This window comes from Microbacterium sp. KNMS (assembly GCF_053851835.1).
The window spans coordinates 194112-210838 of the sequence record NZ_JBSQBP010000002.1 but is presented as its reverse complement, the minus strand read 5'-3'; the positions used below and the strand labels follow the sequence as shown (position 1 = coordinate 210838).

Annotated in this window: 17 protein-coding genes and 2 tRNA genes; 13 read left to right on the top strand and 6 right to left on the bottom strand. The window is 70.4% G+C overall.

Annotated features, from left to right (window positions below; all coding sequences use genetic code 11):
* Positions 1–20 precede the first annotated feature (20 nt).
* The 3 genes from ACWXWW_RS02335 (at position 21) to ACWXWW_RS02325 (ending at position 734) form a co-directional block, all read left to right on the top strand.
* A tRNA-Val gene (locus tag ACWXWW_RS02335) sits at positions 21–93 on the top strand.
* 116 nt (positions 94–209) lie between these two features.
* Entirely contained in the window at positions 210–392 is a 183-nt protein-coding gene (locus ACWXWW_RS02330; RefSeq protein WP_455968507.1) for a hypothetical protein, read from the top strand.
* A 66-nt stretch (positions 393–458) separates the two neighbouring features.
* On the top strand, positions 459–734 hold the full coding sequence (locus ACWXWW_RS02325; RefSeq protein WP_271171870.1) for a hypothetical protein: 276 nt from the start codon (positions 459–461) through the stop codon (positions 732–734).
* 18 nt (positions 735–752) lie between these two features.
* Here ACWXWW_RS02325 and ACWXWW_RS02320 read toward each other — a convergent pair whose 3' ends face one another.
* Complete coding sequence (locus ACWXWW_RS02320) at positions 753–1553, bottom strand: MOSC domain-containing protein (protein WP_455968505.1); 801 nt, start codon at positions 1551–1553, stop codon at positions 753–755.
* A 200-nt stretch (positions 1554–1753) separates the two neighbouring features.
* On the opposite strand from ACWXWW_RS02320, the gene aceE reads away from it, so the two are divergent.
* The 6 genes from aceE to ACWXWW_RS02290 all read left to right on the top strand — a co-directional run bounded on the left by aceE (position 1754) and on the right by ACWXWW_RS02290 (position 9453).
* Positions 1754–4480 (top strand): pyruvate dehydrogenase (acetyl-transferring), homodimeric type, encoded by a 2727-nt coding sequence (aceE, locus tag ACWXWW_RS02315; protein WP_282977756.1) that lies wholly within the window; start codon positions 1754–1756, stop codon positions 4478–4480.
* A gap of 80 nt (positions 4481–4560) precedes the next feature.
* Positions 4561–5766, top strand: a complete 1206-nt coding sequence (locus ACWXWW_RS02310) for a PucR family transcriptional regulator (protein ID WP_455968503.1) — start codon at positions 4561–4563, stop codon at positions 5764–5766.
* A 91-nt stretch (positions 5767–5857) separates the two neighbouring features.
* A complete protein-coding gene (locus ACWXWW_RS02305; RefSeq protein ID WP_271171874.1) occupies positions 5858–6766 on the top strand; it encodes an ACP S-malonyltransferase in 909 nt (302 codons plus the stop codon).
* Positions 6767–6786: 20 nt separating this feature from the next.
* Positions 6787–7791 (top strand): beta-ketoacyl-ACP synthase III, encoded by a 1005-nt coding sequence (locus ACWXWW_RS02300; protein WP_455968501.1) that lies wholly within the window; start codon positions 6787–6789, stop codon positions 7789–7791.
* A 90-nt stretch (positions 7792–7881) separates the two neighbouring features.
* The gene (locus ACWXWW_RS02295) at positions 7882–8127 is read left to right on the top strand and encodes an acyl carrier protein (protein ID WP_271171876.1); all 246 of its coding nucleotides are present in this window, start codon (positions 7882–7884) and stop codon (positions 8125–8127) included.
* 84 nt (positions 8128–8211) lie between these two features.
* Entirely contained in the window at positions 8212–9453 is a 1242-nt protein-coding gene (locus ACWXWW_RS02290; protein WP_271171877.1) for a beta-ketoacyl-[acyl-carrier-protein] synthase family protein, read from the top strand.
* Positions 9454–9541: 88 nt separating this feature from the next.
* Here ACWXWW_RS02290 and ACWXWW_RS02285 read toward each other — a convergent pair whose 3' ends face one another.
* Positions 9542–10045, bottom strand: coding sequence for a DUF3145 domain-containing protein (locus tag ACWXWW_RS02285; RefSeq protein ID WP_455968499.1), 504 nt, complete (start codon positions 10043–10045; stop codon positions 9542–9544).
* Between the two features lie 285 nt (positions 10046–10330).
* On the bottom strand, positions 10331–10936 hold the full coding sequence (locus ACWXWW_RS02280; protein ID WP_455968497.1) for a helix-turn-helix domain-containing protein: 606 nt from the start codon (positions 10934–10936) through the stop codon (positions 10331–10333).
* A gap of 77 nt (positions 10937–11013) precedes the next feature.
* Between ACWXWW_RS02280 and ACWXWW_RS02275 the strand changes: the two genes are divergently transcribed.
* The gene (locus ACWXWW_RS02275) at positions 11014–12360 is read left to right on the top strand and encodes a pyridoxal phosphate-dependent decarboxylase family protein (protein ID WP_455968551.1); all 1347 of its coding nucleotides are present in this window, start codon (positions 11014–11016) and stop codon (positions 12358–12360) included.
* Here the strand turns inward: ACWXWW_RS02275 and ACWXWW_RS02270 are convergent, their stop codons facing one another.
* Positions 12361–12861: a low molecular weight protein-tyrosine-phosphatase gene (locus tag ACWXWW_RS02270; RefSeq protein ID WP_455968495.1), complete on the bottom strand. Its 501-nt coding sequence runs from the start codon at positions 12859–12861 to the stop codon at positions 12361–12363. It abuts the gene before it with no gap.
* Between the two features lie 108 nt (positions 12862–12969).
* Here ACWXWW_RS02270 and ACWXWW_RS02265 point away from each other — a divergent pair, with 108 nt between their 5' ends.
* Positions 12970–14172 (top strand): NAD(P)/FAD-dependent oxidoreductase, encoded by a 1203-nt coding sequence (locus ACWXWW_RS02265; protein ID WP_455968493.1) that lies wholly within the window; start codon positions 12970–12972, stop codon positions 14170–14172.
* Between the two features lie 52 nt (positions 14173–14224).
* Here the strand turns inward: ACWXWW_RS02265 and ACWXWW_RS02260 are convergent.
* Positions 14225–14298: transfer RNA gene (locus tag ACWXWW_RS02260), tRNA-Ile, on the bottom strand.
* A gap of 15 nt (positions 14299–14313) precedes the next feature.
* A complete protein-coding gene (locus ACWXWW_RS02255; protein WP_455968550.1) occupies positions 14314–15417 on the bottom strand; it encodes a DMT family transporter in 1104 nt (367 codons plus the stop codon).
* Positions 15418–15483: 66 nt separating this feature from the next.
* On the opposite strand from ACWXWW_RS02255, the gene def reads away from it, so the two are divergent.
* Together def and ACWXWW_RS02245 are read left to right on the top strand one after the other, a co-directional pair.
* The gene (def, locus tag ACWXWW_RS02250) at positions 15484–16050 is read left to right on the top strand and encodes a peptide deformylase (RefSeq protein WP_271171882.1); all 567 of its coding nucleotides are present in this window, start codon (positions 15484–15486) and stop codon (positions 16048–16050) included.
* Between the two features lie 133 nt (positions 16051–16183).
* Positions 16184–16705 (top strand): septum formation family protein, encoded by a 522-nt coding sequence (locus ACWXWW_RS02245; RefSeq protein WP_271171883.1) that lies wholly within the window; start codon positions 16184–16186, stop codon positions 16703–16705.
* The last annotated feature ends 22 nt before the right edge of the window (positions 16706–16727 follow it).

Sequence of the window (16727 nt, the reverse complement as noted above, 5' to 3'; positions counted from 1 at the left end):
GCGCCTAGAATCGTCGGGAGGGGCCTTTAGCTCAGCTGGTAGAGCGCCACGTTTACACCGTGGATGTCGTCGGTTCGATCCCGGCAGGGCCCACCGTTCCGCGCCCTGCTCGCCGGCGACTAGCCAGAGCGGAGCTCTCGGTCAAGCGCCTGGGCCGCCTCGCCCGCCGCCCCTAGCGTGAGCAGCACCTCACGCGAAAGGACGCGATCATGTCGAACCCCTACCCCGCTCCGTACCCTCTGCCCGACGACGGCGAGAGCGGCGACGACCTGCCCACGACCGAGGTCGACGGCGACGAGGTGCTCGACCGCGATGCGAACGACGACCTCATCGACAGCGCCGACGCCGACCGTCTCGCGGCGGGCGACGACGACGTCGACGACGAGGTCTGAGCACCGCGCAGGCCCGCTCAGGGGCCGGGTCTACCGCCTTTCGGCGCTCCTGAGTACAGTGCGGATATGAGAGCCTTCGACCGCGATTTCATCGACGCCGCCATCCAGACGACGCAGCTCGTGACCGTGGGCGGCAGTCTCTACTCGTTCGAGCCGACGCCGGTCCAGAGCACCATCTGGTACCCCGACCTGCGCGTGAAGCGCGACCGGCGACCGTGGGGCTGGGTCGTCGCCGAGGGCGACGGCTCGTACGCGATCCACGTCGCCGAGCAGCCCGGCGACATCCCGGCGAAGGTGGGCCGCGGCGCGACGGTCGAGCAGGCGATCCGCGCCGCGCTCTGAGCCGTCACGTCGAGCAGCTCAGTCGAGCAGCTCCACGCTGTCGCCGAGGCGGATGGTGCCGCCTTCCTCGGCGGGCAGCAGCAGGATGCCGAGGGTGGGCTCCGCCTGGCCGAAGACGCGGGTGAGGGTCTTCAGGAGCGGGGCGTCCCGCTCTCCCGAATCGGGGTCGGCGTGGATCGCGAGGCAGCGGATGATCGGGCGCTGCACAGCGAAGACCACCTCCCCGATCCGCACGCGACCACGCCAATCGAGCTCGCTCCACGGCTCGAGACCGTCGACGACGATGTTCGAGCGGAAGCGGCGGTCGTCGACGACGGCGTCCGGAGTGACCTCGTCGACCGCGCGCACCGACGGGCGACCGTGCAGCGACACGAAGCCGCGCGGCCGATCCTGGAAGCGCGACGTCCGACCGTCCCCCACGAGGACGAGCGGCAGGCGGCCACCGCGCTCCAGGCGCCGCCCGTCGGGCGTCGACAGGACGAACCGCGCGATCCGCTCGGAGGCCTCGCGTCGCCCCTCGGCATCCATCGTCGTCTCGAGCACGAGCTCGTCATGCAGGCGGACGGAGAGCCGGCCGAGGCCCTCGTCGAAGCGCAGGCGGAGGCGCGCGAGGGACGGGAAGTCCATGAGCGCGAGACCCTTTGACTTGGGCCAGTAGTCCAGTCCGTCATGCTCCTCGGGCGTGGCTGCGTCCGCGAAGCGGAACGCCAGCACGCGATCGCCCTCGATGCGGCCGTCATCCTGGACGACGAGCGCGTCGCGCTCCTCGGCGGTGAAGCCCTTGACGGGATGACGGTAGAGCGCGGAGACGTGGGGCACTCCCCGATTCTGCCGCGTCCGGGCGAGGGCACGCGACCGGAGAGCGCTTGCCGAGAGCCGACGCCACCCTGGCCGCGCGTGCCCGCCCCTCCTCGGAAGGACTAGGCTGTCCCCGATACGCGTGCATCGGCCCGACCGGGCTCCGGCACGCCTCGTCCCGTTTCCGCGGCACGATCTGCCCGCCAGACGAAAGGTCACCTGTGGCTGTTCACGACCAGGATCCGTACTCGCAGGGTGCGCACGACAGCGACCCGGAGGAGACCAGCGAGTGGCAGCAGTCCCTCGACGAGCTGGTGGACGTCAAGGGCCACCAGCGCGGCCGCGAGGTCATGCTGAGCCTCCTCCAGCGCTCGAAGCAGCTGCGTCTCGGTGTGCCCATGGTGCCGACGACCGACTACGTCAACACCATCGCGCCCGAGGACGAGCCCGAGTTCCCCGGTGACGAGGAGCTCGAGCGCCGGTACCGCCACTGGATCCGCTGGAACGCCGCGATCACCGTGCACCGCGCGCAGCGCCCCGGCATCGGCGTCGGCGGGCACATCTCGACGTACGCGTCGGCGGCGTCGCTCTACGAGGTCGGGTTCAACCACTTCTTCCGCGGCCAGGACCACCCGTCCGGCGGCGACCAGATCTTCTACCAGGGCCACGCCTCGCCCGGCGCCTATGCGCGCGCCTACCTCGAGGGCCGCATGAGCGAGGCGCAGCTCGACGCGTTCCGCCAGGAGAAGTCGGGCGCGCCGAACGGCATCCCGTCGTACCCCCACCCGCGCATGATGCGCGACTTCTGGCAGTTCCCCACGGTGTCGATGGGCCTCGGCCCGATCAACGCCATCTACCAGGCGATGACGAACAAGTACCTCGCCAACCGCGGGATCAAGGATGTCTCGGACTCGCACGTCTGGGCCTTCCTCGGCGACGGCGAGATGGACGAGGTGGAGTCGCGCGGTCAGCTCCAGGTCGCCGCGAACGAGGGCCTCGACAACCTCACGTTCGTGATCAACTGCAACCTCCAGCGTCTCGACGGCCCGGTCCGCGGCAACGGCAAGATCATCCAGGAGCTCGAGAGCTTCTTCCGCGGCGCCGGCTGGAACGTCATCAAGGTCGTGTGGGGCCGCGAGTGGGACGACCTGCTCGCGCGGGACACCGACGGCGCGCTCCTGAACCTCATGAACGTGACGCCGGACGGCGACTTCCAGACCTACAAGGCGGAGTCGGGCGCCTACGTGCGCGAGAACTTCTTCGGCCGCGACCCCCGCGCGCTCGAGCTCGTCAAGGACCTCTCCGACGACGACGTGTGGCGCCTGCGCCGCGGCGGCCACGACTACCGCAAGGTGTACGCGGCCTACAAGGCGGCCATGGAGCACAAGGGCCAGCCGACGGTCATCCTCGCGAAGACCGTCAAGGGCTACGGCCTCGGCCCGCACTTCGAGGGGCGCAACGCGACGCACCAGATGAAGAAGATGACGCTGGACGACCTCAAGCTGTTCCGCGACACGATGCAGATCCCGGTGTCCGACGCTCAGCTCGAGGCCGACCCGTACCGCCCGCCGTACTACCACCCGGGTGCGCAGGACGAGACCATCCAGTACATGCTCGAGCGCCGCCGCGCGCTCGGCGGCTTCCTCCCCGAGCGCCGCAGCACGCACATCCCCCTCAACATGCCCGAGGACAAGGACTACGCGTTCCCGAAGAAGGGGTCGGGCAACCAGGAGGTCGCCACGACGATGGCGTTCGTCCGGATGCTCAAGGACCTCATGCGGGTCAAGGGCTTCGGCAACCGCATCGTGCCGATCATCCCCGACGAGGCGCGCACGTTCGGCATGGACTCGTACTTCCCGTCGGCGAAGATCTACAACCCGAACGGCCAGAACTACACCTCGGTCGACCGCGAGCTGCTCCTGGCCTACAAGGAGAGCCCGCAGGGCCAGATCATGCACGTCGGCATCAACGAGGCCGGCGCCGCCGCGGCCTTCACCGCGACCGGAACGTCCTACGCCACGCACGGCGAGCCGCTCATCCCGGTCTACATCTTCTACTCGATGTTCGGATACCAGCGCACGGGCGACGCGTTCTGGGCGGCCGGCGACCAGCTCGCGCGCGGGTTCATCATCGGCGCGACCGCGGGTCGCACGACGCTCACGGGCGAGGGCACGCAGCACGCGGACGGCCACTCGCCGCTCCTCGCGTCGACGAACCCCGCGACCCTCACGTACGACCCGGCCTTCGGCTACGAGGTGTCGCACATCGTGCAGGCCGGTGTCGAGCGCATGTACGGCGGATCGCACCCCGACCCCGACGTCATGTACTACATCACGGTCTACAACGAGCCGATGCGCCAGCCGGCCGAGCCGGCCGACGTCGACGCAGAGGGCATCGTCAAGGGCATCCACCGCGTCTCGGTCGGCACGGGAGACGGTCCGCGCGTCCAGCTCCTCGCGTCGGGCGTGGGCGTGCCGTGGGCGCTCGAGGCTCAGGAGCTCCTCAAGAGCGACTGGGGCGTCGTCGCCGACGTGTGGTCGGTGACCTCGTGGTCGGAGCTGCGCCGTGACGGCCTCGCCGCCGACGAGCACAACTTCCTCCACCCCGAGGAGGAGCCGCGCACGGCGTACCTCACGCAGAAGCTGCAGGGCGCCGAGGGGCCGTTCATCGCGACGAGCGACTACATGCACGCCGTGCAGGACCAGATCCGGCAGTGGATCCCCGGCCCGTACTACACGCTCGGCGCCGACGGCTTCGGCTTCGCCGACACGCGCGCCGCGGCTCGCCGGTTCTTCAAGATCGACGGCCCGTCGATGGTCGTGCGCGCGCTGCAGTCGCTCGCCGACCAGGGCGCCGTCGACCGCTCGGTCATCGGGCAGGCGATCGAGAAGTACCGCATCCACGATGTGACGGCCGGAACGTCCGGCAATGCAGGCGGAGATTCCTGAACCGCGTGAGCGGAACGGCAGACGGCGGGGCCCCCGGCAGGCGGGGCCCCGCCCCTGTGTCGACGGAGGAGAGGGCGACGATGGACAAGGCGGCGACGCTGGCGTGGCTGCGCCGCATCTCCGGCGACGTCGCCACCGCCGTGCTGCAGCGCCTCGAGGAGTCGCTGCCCTGGTACACCGAGATGCCTCCGGCCCGTCGGTCGGCCGTCGGGCTCGTCGCGCAGGCCGGAATCAGCTCGTTCATCGAGTGGTACGAGGATCCGACGAGCACACCCTCCATCGCCTCGGACATCTTCGACGCGGCCCCGCGCGAGCTGCTGCGCAGCGTCAGCCTCCAGCAGACCCTGCAGCTCGTCCGCGCGACCGTGGATGTCATGGAAGAGCGCGTCGTCGGACGCGGCGAGCAGCTGCGCGAGTCGATCCTCCTCTACTCTCGGGAGGTCGCGTTCACGGCGGCCGACGTCTACGCCAGGGCCGCGGAGTCGCGCGGACTCTGGGATGCCCGACTCGAGGCGCTCGTGGTGGACTCGATCCTCACGGGCGAGACCGATGAGGAGCTCCCGAGCCGCATCGCGGCACTCGGCTGGCACGGACACGGCGAGGTGTCGGTGCTCGTGGGCACCACTCCCCCGCTGTTCGACGTCGACCAGGTGCGGCGCACCGCGCGCAAGCTCGGGGTCGACGTGCTCATCGGCGTGCAGGGCTCGCGCCTCGTGCTCGTGCTCGGCCGAGCGCACGCCCCCGGCAAGGAGCAGTCGCAGCCGAACGGCGAGCTGAGCTTCGTGGAGATCGCCGATGCGCTGGAGCCCTGCTTCGGCGCCGGGCACCTCGTCCTCGGTCCGGCCGTCCCGGCCCTCGTCGACGCGAGCCGCAGCGCCCGCGCAGCGCTCGCCGGCTTCGCCGTCGCACGTGCGTGGCGTCACGCGCCGCGCCCGGTCGAGGCGGATGACCTCCTTCCGGAGCGCGCGCTCGCGGGCGACCCGCTCGCGAAGCAGACCCTCATCGAGCGGATCTTCCGCCCGCTCGAGGCGCACTCGACCGACCTCGTCACGACGCTGTGGAGCTACCTCGACAACGGGCGCTCGCTCGAGGCGACCGCGCGCGAGCTGTTCGTGCACCCGAACACCGTGCGCTACCGCCTCAAGCGCGTGAGCGACGTGATCGGCTGGGACGCGACCGGCCCGCGTGAGGCGCTCATCCTGCAGACGGCGCTCATCCTCGGCTCGATCGGCCCCAAGGATGCTGTCCGGCGCCCGGTCCGCCGTCCGCGCGACGGGCGACGATGACCATCCGAGGTGTCCGCCACGCACAACGGATCCGAGGATTCTTGTGACGATCTCGCCAGCGAGCCGCCGTTCCGGTTGGCATGATGGTCAGGTGATCGTCGCCGCATTCCCCGGACAGGGGTCCCAGACGCCCGGATTCCTCAGCCCCTGGCTCGAGCTCGACGGGGTGCGCGAGCGCCTCGAGGCCGCCTCCGACGCCGCTCAGGTCGACCTCATCGCGGCCGGAACGGAGTGGGACGCCGACCGCATCCGCGACACGCGGGTCGCTCAGCCGCTCATCGTCGCAGCGAGCCTCGTCTCGTACGAGGCCCTGCAGGCGCGCGCGTCCGCCCCGGGCGGGGTGGCCGGCCACTCGGTCGGCGAGATCGGCGCGCTCGTCGCCGCCGGCGTGATCGGATTCGAGGACGGCATGCGGCTCGTCGGCCTGCGCGGCCGCGCGATGGCCGAGGCGGCCGCCCAGGCGGAGACGGGCATGAGCGCTGTCGTGGGCGGCGTCGAGGAGCAGGTGCTCCAGGCGATCGCCGACGCGGGCCTCGAGCCCGCCAACTACAACGGCGGCGGGCAGATCGTCGCGGCCGGAGCGACGGACGCTCTCGCCGCCCTCGCCGCGTCCGCTCCGCGTGGAGCGCGGGTCATCCCGCTTCAGGTGGCCGGCGCCTTCCACACGTCGTACATGGCTCCCGCCACGGGCCCGCTGCAGGAGGCCGTCGAGGGGATCGCCGAGGTGGGCGATCCCGCGCTCCCGCTCTGGACCAACAGCGACGGCACGACGGTGGCGACCGGGCGCCGTGCGCTCGAGCTCATCGTCCACCAGGTGAGCCACCCGGTGCGGTGGGACCTGTGCATGACATCGTTCGCCGACGCGGAGATCGCGGGGCTCATCGAGCTCGCGCCCGCGGGCGCTCTCGTCGGGCTCGCGAAGCGCGGGCTCAAGGGCGTGCCGACGGTCGCGGTGAAGACCCCGGATGATCTCGACGCGGCAGCGGCGCTGCTCGCGTGAGTGAGGAGAAGAAGAGCAGGATGACGACCCCCACGCTGAAGGAAGCCACCGGCAGCGCCCACTCGCGCATCTACGCCTACGGCGCCGCGCGCGGCCAGAACGCCGTGCCCAACGACGACCTCGTCGGGCCGATCGACTCGAGCGACGAGTGGATCCGCCAGCGCACCGGCATCATCACGCGCGTGCGCGCCGACAAGGCGACGACGGCCGTCGAGCTCGCGGCCGACGCGGCGACGGAGGCCGTCCAGCGCTCGGGCGTCGATCCCTCCGATATCGACCTCGTCATCGTCGCCACGATCAGCAACCCGCGGCAGACGCCATCCGTCTCGGCGATCGTGGCCGACCGCGTCGGCGCGAACCCGGCCGCGGCGTACGACATCAACGCCGCGTGCGCGGGCTTCTGCTACGCGGTGGCGCAGGCCGACGCGCTGATCCGCTCGGGCGCGGCGCGGTACGCGCTCGTCATCGGCACGGAGAAGCTCAGCGACATCGTCGATCCCACCGATCGCTCGATCTCGTTCCTCCTCGGCGACGGTGCGGGTGCCGCTCTGCTCGGCCCGAGCGAGACGCCCGGGGTGTCCCAGACCCTGTGGGGCTCCGACGGGTCGAAGTCGGAGGCCGTGCGCATGAACGCGACGCTCACGGCGTTCCGCGACGGCGAGGCGGAGTGGCCGACGCTGCGCCAGGAGGGCCAGACGGTCTTCCGCTGGGCGGTGTGGGAGATGGCGAAGGTCGCCAAGCAGACGCTCGAGGCCGCAGGGGTCGAACCGTCGGACCTGGCGGCGTTCATCCCCCACCAGGCGAACATGCGGATCGTCGACGAGTTCGCCAAGCAGCTCGGGCTGCCCGACACGGTCGCGATCGCTCGTGACATCGCCGACACGGGCAACACGTCTGCCGCGTCCATCCCGCTCGCGACGCACCGCCTGCTCGAGGAGAACCCCGAGCTCTCGGGCGGTCTCGCGCTCCAGATCGGCTTCGGCGCGGGGCTCGTCTTCGCCGCTCAGGTCGTCGTCCTGCCCTGACGTTCCACGGATCGGGCCGCCTCCGCCTCTAGACTGATGGGCGGTTCCCGACCCGGATTCTGATCACCCAACCCTGAAAGAGAGAAACCCATGGCATTCACGAACGACGAGGTCCTCGCCGGACTGGCTGAGCTCATCACCGACGAGACCGGCATCGACGCTTCCGAGGTCGCCCTCGAGAAGTCGTTCACGGACGACCTCGACATCGACTCGATCTCGATGATGACGATCGTGGTCAACGCCGAGGAGAAGTTCGGCGTGACCATCCCCGACGAGGAGGTCAAGAACCTCAAGACGGTGAAGGACGCCGTCGACTTCATCACCGCCAACCAGTGAGGCTTCCGGGCGTCACGCCGCGCGGTCGCGCCGACTCGGCGTGACGCCCGATCTGCACTTCCGAGGAACACAGGGAACCAAGCCATGACCAAGCGCATCGTCGTCACGGGCCTCGGCGCGTCGTCCGCCATCGGCGGCAACGTCGAGGACAACTGGCGCAATCTCCTCGCAGGCGTCTCCGGCGCCCGCACGCTCGAGCACGACTGGGTCGAGAAGTACCAGCTCCCGGTGACCTTCGCCGCTGAGGCGATCGTCCGGCCCGAGGAGGTGCTCCCCCGCCACGAGGCCAAGCGCCTCGACCCCTCGACGCAGTTCGCGCTCATCGCGGCACGCGAGGCCTGGGCGGACGCCGGAGAGCCCGAGGTCGCGCCCGAGCGCCTCGGCGTCGACTTCGCGACCGGCATCGGCGGCGTGTGGACGCTGCTGGACGCATGGGACACCCTTCGTGAGAAGGGCCCCCGCCGCGTCATGCCGCTCACGGTGCCCATGCTCATGCCGAACGCGGCTGCCGGCAACCTCTCGCTGCAGTTCAACGCGAAGGCGTACGCGCGCACGGTCGTGAGCGCCTGTGCATCGAGCACGGAGTCGCTCTACAACGCGTACGAGCACCTCCAGCAGGGGCTCGCCGACGTCGTCATCGCCGGCGGCGCCGAGTCGGCCATCCACCCGATCACGGTGGCCTCCTTCGCCTCCGCGCAGGCTCTCTCGCGCCGGAACGACGATCCCGCGACGGCATCGCGTCCAGGCAGCATCGACCGCGACGGCTTCGTCATGGGCGAGGGCGCGGCCGCGCTCGTGCTCGAGACCGAGGAGCACGCGAAGGCTCGCGGTGCGCGGATCTACGCCTACCTCGTGGGAGGCGGCGTCACCGCGGACTCGTATCACATCACGGGCAACGACCCCGAGGGCTGGGGTGCGGCGCGCGCCGTGCAGCAGGCCCTGGAGGTCGCGGGCGCTCAGCCCGACGACGTCACCCACATCAACGCGCACGCGACCTCGACGCCGGTCGGCGATCCGAATGAGTACGTCGCCCTCAAGCGCGTGTTCGGCGACCGCATCGACGAGATCCCCGTCTCCGCCACGAAGGCGTCCACCGGGCACCTCCTCGGCGGCACGGGCGCTCTCGAGGCGGTCTACACGGTGCTCGCGCTGCGCGACCGCGTCGCTCCCCCGACGATCAACATCACCGAGCAGGACCCCGAGGTGCCGTTCAAGCTGTCCGGCCAGCCTCAGCCGCTCGGCGACGGCCCCCAGCTCGCGATCAGCAACTCGTTCGGCTTCGGCGGACACAACGCGGTCATCGCGTTCGCCTCGTACGACGGCTGATCCCACAGCGGACAGCGAGACGCCCCAGGAGTTCTCTCCTGGGGCGTCTGCAGTCTGTGGACGGCGGGACGCGGCTCCCGCCGCGGGCTCAGCCGACCTGGTGCAGCCACACGACCGGCGAGTCGTCGCCGGCGGCGCGGAAGGCCTCGAGCTCCTGATCCCATGCGCTGCCGAGGGCGACGTCCAGCTCGCGACGGAGCTCGAACGGGTCGGAGCCCGCGATCTCCATCGCGTAGCGAACGCGATCCTCGGGGATCACGACATTGCCCGCCGAGTCCATCTGCGCGTAGTGGATGCCGAGATCGGGCGTGTGCATCCAGCGGCCGCCGTCACTGCGCGGAGTGGGATCCTCCGTGACCTCGAACCGGAGGTGCTCCCATCCGCGGATGGCGGTCGCGAGGGCGGCGCCGGTGCCGGCGGGGCCCTCCCAGTAGTACTCCGTGCGACGCGCGCCGTGCAGCACCGGCTGGTCCTGCCACTCGAAGTTCACGGCTCGGCCGAGAGATCGGCCGACCGCCCACTCCAGGTGCGGACACAGCGCTCGTGGCGCCGAGTGGATATAGACCACTCCGCGCGCGATGGGTGTCGCCATGATCTTCTCCGTTCGTCAGGTGCGTCTTCCCCTACGACCTGACCCGGCGATCCGGCGACTCCTCTTCAGTTCTCCCTGCATTATGACCCGCCCGCGCGTCAAATCACAAGCGTGTCGTTCCATCCGCCCGCCTCGCTGTCACTGATGGCCCCACGCGCATCCGATGATGCACTGCTGTGCGCGGAGTGCGCACTGCCGTGCTCTATAGTGGGCGGAGCTTTCGAAGGGAGCTGTTCAATGACGAATCAGGCTCGGTCGCGCGCCGTCGCCGTGCGCGGCGGTAGGTCAGTCGCCGTGCGTCTCGGAGGCCTTCGGCGATCCGACGCCCGGCTCGAAGACGGAGAGCGTGAACCGCGCGGGGGCCGAGCCGGGGTTGGCGTACGCATGCGGCGCGTCGCCCGAGAAGGCGATGACGTCTCCGGTCGCGAGCGGGTGAGTCTGCTCGCCGACCGTGACCTCGAGGTCGCCGTCGAGCACCTGCAGGAGCTCCTTCGTCCCGGTCGCGTGCTCCTCGCTCTCGTGCCGTTCTCCGGGCTGCAGCGTCCAGTCCCAGAGCTCGAGCACGTCGGGCGACTCGGTTCCCGACAGGAGGACCCCCGCCCCTCCCCTGTCGCCGCGCCAGAGAATCGATCCCTCGCCCCTGCGCGTGACCTTCACGGCGGCGACCTGCGGATTCTCGACGAGGGCGGGCAGCCCGATGCCGAGCGCCTGGCTGATCCGGAGCAGGATCCCAACGCTCGGGTTGGTCGCGCCCTGCTCCACGTTCACGAGCATGCGACGGCTCACGCCCGCGGTCTCAGCGAGCGCGTCCAGAGTCCAGCGGCGGGCCTGCCGCTCCTGGCGCACGCGCGCGCCGATCGCCGCAGACAGGGCCGTCGTCGTCACATCCATACCGTGCACCATACTGCACCGAAGTCCCATTCCCTCGACAAGGAGCCACATTGAGCACCTCGACATCCGCGACGCGCATGCACGAGATCACTGGCGAGAACCGCAAGGTCGTCGACCTCGTGCTGAGCTACTCCCGCGAGCGACTCCTCGCGGAGGACACCCCCCTCGACAAGCCGCAGACCGAGGCGGCACTCGACGCCCTCGTCGGACAGACGATCAGCGAGGAGGGCCTCGGTGCCGAGCGGGCCCTCGCGCACTTCACGGAGACGCTCGCGCCCGCGTGCATCACGACAGACGACCCGAGCTACCTCTCCTTCATCCCGTGTGCGCCGACGAAGGCGGCCGCCGCATTCGACGTCGTCGTGTCGGCGAGCGGGCTCTACGGAGGGTCCTGGCTCGAGGGCGCCGGCGCCGTCTACGCCGAGAACCAGGTGCTGTCGTGGCTCGCAGCGGAGTTCGGCCTGCCCGCGACCGCCGGCGGGGTCTTCGTGCAGGGCGGCACGCTCGGCAACCTCTCGGCACTCGTCGCCGCGCGGGAGTCTGCGCGCTCGGCGGGGCGCACGGTTGCCCGCTGGAAGGTCGTGTGCAGCGAGGAGGCGCACTCCTCGATCGCATCGGCGGCCCGGGTGATGGACGTCGACGTCGTGGGTGTCGCACCCGATGCCGACGGAGTCCTGCGCGGCGACGCCGTGCGGGCGGCGCTCGACGAGCACGGCGAGAGCGTGTTCGCCGTCGTCGCGACGACGGGCTCGACGAACTTCGGCATCGTCGACGATGTGGCGTCGATCTCCGAGGTGACGCGCGCACGGGGCATCTGGCTCCACGTCGATGGCGCGTACGGTCTCTCGGCGATGCTCGCGCCATCCCATCGCCACCTCTTCGCGGGCGTCGAGCATGCGGATTCGGTGATCGTCGACCCGCACAAGTGGCTCTTCGCGCCGTTCGACGCGTGCGCGCTCATCTACAGCGACCCCGAGAAGGGGCGCCGTGCGCACACTCAGCACGCCGCGTACCTCGACACGCTCACAGAGAAGGCCGACTGGAGCCCGTCGGACTTCGCCGCCCACCTGACGCGCCGCCCGCGCGGGCTCCCGCTCTGGTTCTCGCTCGCCTCCTACGGCGCCGCCGCCTACCGCTCGGCCATCTCCGCGTCGCTCGAGCTCGCGCAGGAGATCGCCGACGAGATCGAGCGGCGTCCGTACCTCACGCTCCTGCGCCGGCCGCAGCTCTCGGTCGTGGTGTTCGAGCGCGACGGATGGTCGAAGGATGACTACGAGGACTGGTCCGCTCGCCTGCTCGACGAGCAGCGGGCCTTCGTCACGCCGAGCGGGCATGAGGGGCGGACGAACGCCCGCTTCGCCATCATCAACCCGCGCACGACCATCGAGGCGCTGCGCGGCATCCTGGATTCGATGGCGGACTGATCACTCCGCCGGCGTGACCGCGCGAGACTCCCGGACCAGATCCAGGATGGCCGGTGCTCCGGCTTCGATGAGCGAGAGCGTCTCCTCGAAGTCGGAGCGGTCGCCGTACCAGGGATCCGTGACATCGCGAGTCTCGGCACCGGGGACGAACTCCATCCACAGACGGGTTCGCGCGGGGTCCGCGCCCTGGCGCAGAAGCGACGCGCGGTGAAGCTCCGTCATCGCGAGCAGCAGGTCGGCGTCGAGGTCGTCATGGCTCACGACCTGCGCGGTCCGGCTTGGGACCCGATAGCCGCTCTCGGCGAGGACGGATGCCGCGCGCGGGTCGATCGGGTTTCCGAGCTCCTCCGCGCTGATGCCGGCTGAGCGCAGCGTGACGTCGATCCCGGCGGATGCGAAGCGGTCGCGCAGCACGACCTCCCCCATCGGCGACCGGCAGATGTTCCCCGTGCACACGACGACGATCGTGCGGATCATGCGACTCGCTGTCTCTCGGCTCACGACGCGAATCTAGTGGATGCCCGGCGGCTCCATTCGCGGATGCTCGCTGCGCCGCGCGGAGACGTCAACCCCATCGACACATCCCGCGGTGTCCTCGACCCTCGAGACATGGCAGAGACGGTTGCTCGGAGCCCGCGACGTCACGACGTCATCGTGATCGGCGGCGGAAACGGGGGCATGTCGCTCGCTGCGCGACTGCGGAAGCGCGGATGCCCGGACGTCGCGCTCATCGAGCCGTCGGCGCACCATGTCTACAAACCGCTGCAGAACTACGTCGCGGGCGGTCTCGCTCGGCGTGACGAACTCGTGCGGGCCCAGACCTCGCTTGTCCCCCAGGGCGTCCGCCTCTATCCGTCGACGGCGCAGCGGGTCGATGCGGGCCGCCGGGAGGTCATGCTCGCGGACGGCACGATCCTCGTCGCTGGGGATGTCGTCATCGCGTGCGGCGCCGAGACCGACTGGGAGTCGCTGCCGGGCGCGCGGCGGGCGCTTCGAGACGGCATCGCTTGCACATCGTTCGAGCTCGAGCATGTCGAACGCACCTGGGACAGGATCCGCGCTCTCGACCGCGGGACGGCCGTGTTCACGCTGCACGGGCAGCCCGCCTCGGGTCGGGAGACCGCGCTGAAACCTCTCTTCCTGGCCTGCGATCACTGGCGACGCCGGGGCGTTCTCCGCGACCTCCGGGTCGTGCTCGTGCACGACGCCGACCGCCTCCATCCCGTCGATGAGATCGCTGCGGCCATCCGGACGGCGATCGACGACTACGGAGTCGAGGTCCTCGCCTCGACGCGCGTCGAGAGCATCGAACAGGACACGCTGGCCGTCGACGGACCAGAGGGAACAGCTCGGATCGCAGCGGACCTCATCCATCTGCTCCCGCCGTACCGCGCTCCCGCCTTCGTCGGCGAATCGGGGCTCGCCGGTGAGCAGACGCAGGGATTCGTCGACGTGGACCCACGCACCCTGCAGCACCGCGACCATCCGCACATCTGGGCACTCGGCGACGCGGCCGACCTCGGCGATGCCCGCACGGGCGGCGCACTCCGTCACCAGGTCAAGACGGTGGTCGAGAACATCCCTCGGCGCCGCTCCGGTCGGCCCCTCCTCGAGTACGACGGCTATACCGTCGCACCCATCACGACGTCGCGGCGCGCACTCGTGTTCGGCGAGTACGACAGCCGCACTCACCGCGTCATGCGGACCATCCCGCTGCTCGACCCGCTCCGGCCGCGCCCGTGGTGGTTGGCACTCGATCGGTGGGTGCTCCCCCAGCTGTACTGGCACGGCATCGTCCGCGGGAGAGTCTGAGCGCCATCCGTCGAGATGGGGCACATGACCCACGCACGACGCCATGCGGGAGTAGGGCGGGTCGGACTTGAACCGACGATCGTTGGGTTATGAGCCCACTGCCTTAACCAGCTTGGCCACCGCCCCGTACAGCCCTAGAGCCTATCGCGCGTCGAGGCCCGAGCCCTCCTCGCCGTCTCGCGGCCCGTTGCGCCGCGAGAGGAGATCCTCGGGGTCGCGCGCCGCGCGCAGCGCGTCCAGCGCCGACGACCCGCTCTGGCCATCCGCTCGGTCGCCGTCCTCGCCACCCGAGCCGCGTCGGATCGACAGCTCCTGGCTCTCGCTGACGACCTGCGGATGGTGCCGCGCGAGGAGGAAGACGCCGAGCGACGCGACCGCGCCGACCACGACGAAGACGATGAGCGCCCACAGCGGGGCGTTCGCCGCCTCGCCGAGGACGATCGCGCCGATGAGCACCGCGACGATCGGGTCGATCACCGTGAGGCCGGCGATCACGAGGTCGGGCGGCCCCGACGCGTACGCGGTCTGCACGAAGTACCCGCCCGCGGCAGCGGCCGCGACGAGCGCGACGATGCAGAGCCAGACGGTCCAGTCCACGTCGCCCGCCTGGAAGCGCTTGATGACGATCTTCGCGAGCGTCGCGACGAACCCGTAGAGCGCGCCGGCGGCCGTGATGTAGAAGAGCGCGCCGATCCGGCGGCGCAGGATGAGCCAAGCCGCGCCGAGAAGGATGATCACGGCGAGCAGGATCGCGAGCACCACGAGCAGCTCGAAGTCGGTGATCGAGCGCTCGGTCGCGAAGAGCGCCGCGACGAGCACGAAGACGAGGATGCCGCCGACGCACAGGCCGATGGCGGTGATCGAGTTCCGGGTCGGCATGTGGCCCGTGATCTGCGCGTTCAGCAGGGTCGTGATGACGAGGGAGATCGCTCCGAGCGGCTGCACGACGATGAGCGGTGCGACGGCGAGAGCACTCAGCTGGCAGATGATCGCGACGCCGAGCAGGATCGTCCCGATGATCCACGACGGGCGGGACATGAGGCGCAGGAGGTGCGCGGCCCCGAGGCCTGCGCGGCCCTCGGCGCCGGCGAGCCGCTCGACCTTCTTCACGCCGCGGCTCTGGTACTGGGCGCCGAGCGACATGAAGACGGCACCCGCGATCGCGAGCGGGATGCCGAGCAGCAGGCCGGGGTTCTCGAATGCGCCGACGAGCTGCTCGCCGATGTCCGCCGCTGCCAGGCTCATGGCCTCCGAGGTTCCCCAGGTCACCCACCGAGACTAACGCCCGATCGCGCCGACTACCCTGAAGGGATGGCCGTTCTGCCGATTCGCATCTGGGGCGATCCCGTCCTGCACGCCCCCGCTTCGCCCGTCGACGAGATCACCGACGAGATCCGCACGCTCGTCCGCGACATGTACGAGACCATGGACGCCGCGCCCGGTGTCGGGCTCGCGGCGCCGCAGGTCGGCGTCGGCCTGCGCATCTACACCTACACGTACGAGGACGACGACGGGAACCCCTGGCGCGGCGAGATCATCAACCCCGAGCTCTGGATGGTGCCGCTCGAGCCGGGCGACCCCGACGAGGACCTCGAGTCGGAGGGCTGCCTCTCGTTCCCCGGCGAGCGCTTCCCGCTGCGCCGTTCCGACCGGGTCGTCGTCACGGGGATCGACCTCGAGGGTGCTCCGGTCCGCATCGAGGTCGACGGATGGCGCGCGCGCATCATGCAGCACGAGTTCGACCACCTCGAGGGCGTCGTCTACGTCGACCGCCTCTCCGAGCGGGACTGGAAGACGGCGCAGAAGATCTCGAAGAAGCGCGGGTGGGGCCGTCCTGGCGTGAGCTGGATGCCCGGCGTCGACGACCTCGACGCCTGAGCGCCGCCGCGCGGAAGGGCTCTTTTGAGCCTGCTCGCTTTGCGCGAGGATCGAGGCGACGCGTAGCGTTCTGAGTGGGGTGCGGGCGTGAGGCTTCTGGTGCCCCGACCTACGCACACAGGAGAGTGACCCCATGATTCGCACCAACCCGACCCGTCGCGTCCTCGTCGCGGGTGCCGCCGTCGCCCTGGCCTTCTCGCTCGGCGGGTGCTCGAGCATCGCCAACCTGCTCAACGGCGAGACCGCCGCGCGCGACGAGGAGACGCAGGAGGTCACCGAGGGTGGCACGGTCGACGTCTTCTCGCTCGAGGTCGGCGACTGCACCGGCGCCACCGCCGAAGGCGAGGTGACCGACATCGAGGTCGTCCCGTGCGACGAGCCGCACGACTCCGAGGTCTACCACGAGTTCGAGATGGAGGACGGCGAGTGGCCCGGCGAGGCCGCCGTCGACACCGCGGCGGAGGAAGGCTGCACGGGCGAAGCGTTCGAGGCCTTCATCGGGCTCCCCTACGACCAGTCCGAGCTCTACGTGACCTACCTCACGCCGCTCGAGGACACGTGGAGCGACCCCTCGGTCGCCGACCGGCTCATCCAGTGCATGGCCTACATGCCCGGCGAGGAGCTCACCGGAACGCTGCGCGACTCCAACCGCTGAGCGCAAGGGCGTTTCGCTCGCC